Here is a 3302-nt window from a genome sequence, read left to right on the forward strand (position 1 = left end):
TTGTTTACTAGACCAATTTATATAACTAAGTCTATAAAATGTCGCTTAAATAGAGAAATTTTAAGCCATTTTTTATTAAAATGCCTACTTTAAATTTAGAGGTTTTGCGATGTTAAAAAGGTTTTATATTTCACATCTTGGCATTTTTTATATGCTCTTTGCTTGCTTTATGTTTGCCGTGACTGGCGCATTTGCAAAGTATCTGAGCAAAGATATGCCTTCTATCGAAGTTGTTTTTTTTAGAAATTTGATCGGACTTTTCATCGTCATCTATGCCATCTATAAATTTCCATTTAAACAAACTGGCGGACACTTTTTCTTACTGATGTTTCGCGGTTTTGTGGGCACGGTGGCGCTTTTTGCATTTTTTTATAACGTCGCACACGTAAATTTAGCCACAGCCTTTACATTTCAAAAGACAAATCCAATCTTCACAGCCATTCTCGCAGCTATCGTGTTTAAGGAGCGGCTAAGCTCGCTTGGCTGGTTTGCTGTCTTTTTAGGATTTGGTGGAATTTTGCTTGTTATCCAGCCAAATTTAGGTATCAATAAGACCGATATCATCGGCATTTGGAGCGGTCTTGGAGCGGCTATTGCTTACACGAGCGTAAAAGAACTAAACAAGAGCTACGGCACAAATATCATCGTGCTAAGCTTCATGCTTTGGGGCTCGTTTTTGCCGCTTATTTGCATGGGGATGGCTGAGTTTTTTACATATGAGCCTCTGGATTTTTTATTTTCTAAATTTGCTATGCCAAGCTGGCACAATGTCGTTTTTATCTTGCTAATGGGGCTTAGCGGATACTATTTTCAGGCGTTTATGACAAAGGCATTTGCAGTCGGTAAAAAGGCTGGCGTCATCGCTGCTGTTAGCTATGCAGACGTCATTTTTACGCTTATCATTGGCTATTTTATGGGCGATGCGTTGCCAAATCACCTGGCACTCGCAGGTATTGTACTTGTCGTGGTGAGTGGAATTTTAGTTGTTAAAGAAAAATAAAGGAGAAAATATGATATTAATCGCTGGACCTTGCGTGATAGAGAGCAGGGAGCTTGTTTTTGAAGTGGCAAAAAGGCTAGTTAAATTTAGTGAAAATCCAAAAATTGATTTTTACTTTAAGTCGAGCTTTGACAAGGCAAATCGCACGAGCATTAGCTCATTTCGTGGCCCTGGGCTAGAGAAGGGTTGTGAAATTTTAGCTGAAGTAAAAAAGGAATTTGGCTTTAAAATTTTAACCGATATCCATGAGAGCTATCAAGCTCAGCCAGTTGGCGAAGTGGCTGATGTGCTGCAGATACCTGCGTTTTTGTGCCGTCAGACTGATCTGCTCGTGGCGGCTGCAAAGACAAAAGCGGTCGTAAATATCAAAAAAGGGCAGTTTTTGGCAGCGTCTGCTATGAAGCACTCTGTTAAAAAGGTGCTTGAGACAAGAGGTGTGAGCGGCGATGGATACGAGGTCGCAAAGGCAAATGGCGTCTGGCTAACCGAGCGTGGAAGCACATTTGGATATGGAAATTTAGTCGTTGATATGAGAAATTTGGTGATGATGAGAGAATTTGCGCCAGTCATCTTTGATGCGACTCACAGCGTGCAAATGCCTAGTGCGCTTGGTGAAAAGAGCGGCGGCGACGCTAGGTTTGTGCCGTATCTTGCAAGAGCGGCAGCTAGCGTTGGAGTGGATGGATTTTTCTATGAAACGCACATAAATCCTTGCGAGGCGCTTTGTGACGGACCAAATATGCTAAATTTAGACGAGCTTGAAAAAGTCGTAAATGACACGCTAAAAATAGAGGAAATTTTAAATTTTTAAACTAAGGATAAAAAGATGAAAAGGATTTTTGCACTACTTTTAGGAGTGTTATTTTTAGTAGGTTGTAGCTCGTCTCAGCCAAAGGTGCCACTTGCTGGCAAGTATAAATTTGAGGGCATTAGCTACACTCATGTGCAACACCACGAGCCGACAAAATTTCTCTATCAAAGCCCAAAAATGGTCGAGAAAAAGTACAATAAGCAAATCACAGAGGCGCTTACAAAAGAAAATTTGCTTGATCCTAGCTCAAGTGATGAGCTAAAGATAAAGATAACTCACCGCAGGGAATTTATAGGCGAAGCAACCTTTGCCAAGAGCGACAGAATGGGCAATATCTACCTTACTTACGAGGTAGAAGTCATTAGAAATGGCGAAGTTTTGAGGCATTATGGTTCTAGCGAGCTAAGGTTTGACCCTGGATTTTTTGGAAATTTAAAGACGATAGCTGGGCAAAATACAGATGATAGTTTAGAAAATGATGCGATAAAAGCCATGGTGAAAAAAATTTTAGAGATAGTAAAAGGATTTTAGGTAGTTTGTCAAACAGAGGTTTTGTGTGGATATTGCTTGGCGCGGTGGCCGAGTGTGGCTGGGCGTATGGGCTAAAGCACGCGTCAAATTTAAGTGAATTTTTGCTTACGACATTGCTAGTAAGCATAAGTTTTGTCTCGTTTATGAAGGCTTTAAAGTATCTGCCTGTAAGCATCTCATACGCTGTATTTGTGGGCTTTGGCACGATATTTATAGTTATAGCCGAGATCATCAGCGACTACGCAGCAAATGGGGCTTTGCCAAATTTCATTAGGCTATTTTTCATAGCGACGCTAATTTTAGGCGTGCTCGGGCTAAAAAGAGCGAAGCAATGATACATTTTTTGGCACTTTTACTAGCTGGCTGCTGCGAGGTAAGTGGCGTATTTTTTATCAATAAATTTGAAAAGAGTAGCGGAGTTACAAAATGGGCAAATTTTATCCTTTTAGTTGGAAATTTCTCGCTGTCGCTAACGCTACTTAGTTATGCCATGCAGACTATCGCTATGTCGGTGGCGTATGCGATCTGGACGGGCATAGGCGCTATTGGAGCGATGCTAGTTGGGGTGGTATTTAACAATGAAAAAGTAAATTTAGAAAAGGCTCTCTTTTTATCACTCATCATCTTTAGCGTGGTGATGTTAAAGATCGTTTAAGGAGCAAATTTGGAAGTAGTAGAGCAGGTCACGTCGCGAGATAAGAGTATTGTAAAAACAGGTATCATAGGCATAGTGGCAAATGCCATTTTAGCGGCGATCAAAGCAGTTGTGGGCTTTGCAAGTGGCTCGATCGCTATCATCTTAGACGCGGTAAATAACCTAAGCGACGCGCTCTCATCGGTCATTACCATTGTCGGCATAAAAATAGCTGGGAAAAGCCCAGATAAAGAGCACCCATTTGGCTACGGTAGGGTGGAGTATCTAACAGCCATAGTTATAGGCGTGATCATACTTTACACAGG

At 41.2% G+C, this 3302-nt stretch carries 6 protein-coding genes; all 6 read left to right on the top strand.

Features of this window, described 5'->3' with window-relative positions:
• Positions 1-109: 109 nt before the first annotated feature.
• A complete protein-coding gene (locus Q0296_RS04275; protein ID WP_004317649.1) occupies positions 110-1000 on the top strand; it encodes a DMT family transporter in 891 nt (296 codons plus the stop codon).
• A gap of 10 nt (positions 1001-1010) precedes the next feature.
• Positions 1011-1811: a 3-deoxy-8-phosphooctulonate synthase gene (gene kdsA, locus Q0296_RS04280; protein WP_298036939.1), complete on the top strand. Its 801-nt coding sequence runs from the start codon at positions 1011-1013 to the stop codon at positions 1809-1811.
• Positions 1812-1826: 15 nt separating this feature from the next.
• On the top strand, positions 1827-2342 hold the full coding sequence (locus Q0296_RS04285; RefSeq protein WP_298036941.1) for a hypothetical protein: 516 nt from the start codon (positions 1827-1829) through the stop codon (positions 2340-2342).
• Positions 2343-2347: 5 nt separating this feature from the next.
• Positions 2348-2677 (top strand): SMR family transporter, encoded by a 330-nt coding sequence (locus tag Q0296_RS04290; protein WP_298036943.1) that lies wholly within the window; start codon positions 2348-2350, stop codon positions 2675-2677.
• Positions 2674-2997, top strand: coding sequence for a multidrug efflux SMR transporter (locus tag Q0296_RS04295; RefSeq protein ID WP_298036946.1), 324 nt, complete (start codon positions 2674-2676; stop codon positions 2995-2997). Before Q0296_RS04290 ends, Q0296_RS04295 begins: the two co-directional genes overlap by 4 nt.
• Before the next feature lie 9 nt (positions 2998-3006).
• Positions 3007-3302: cation diffusion facilitator family transporter (locus tag Q0296_RS04300; RefSeq protein ID WP_298036948.1), on the top strand; the 296-nt coding region annotated here is incomplete at its 3' end.

Source organism: uncultured Campylobacter sp. (assembly GCF_937890585.1).
Classification (GTDB): domain Bacteria; phylum Campylobacterota; class Campylobacteria; order Campylobacterales; family Campylobacteraceae; genus Campylobacter_A.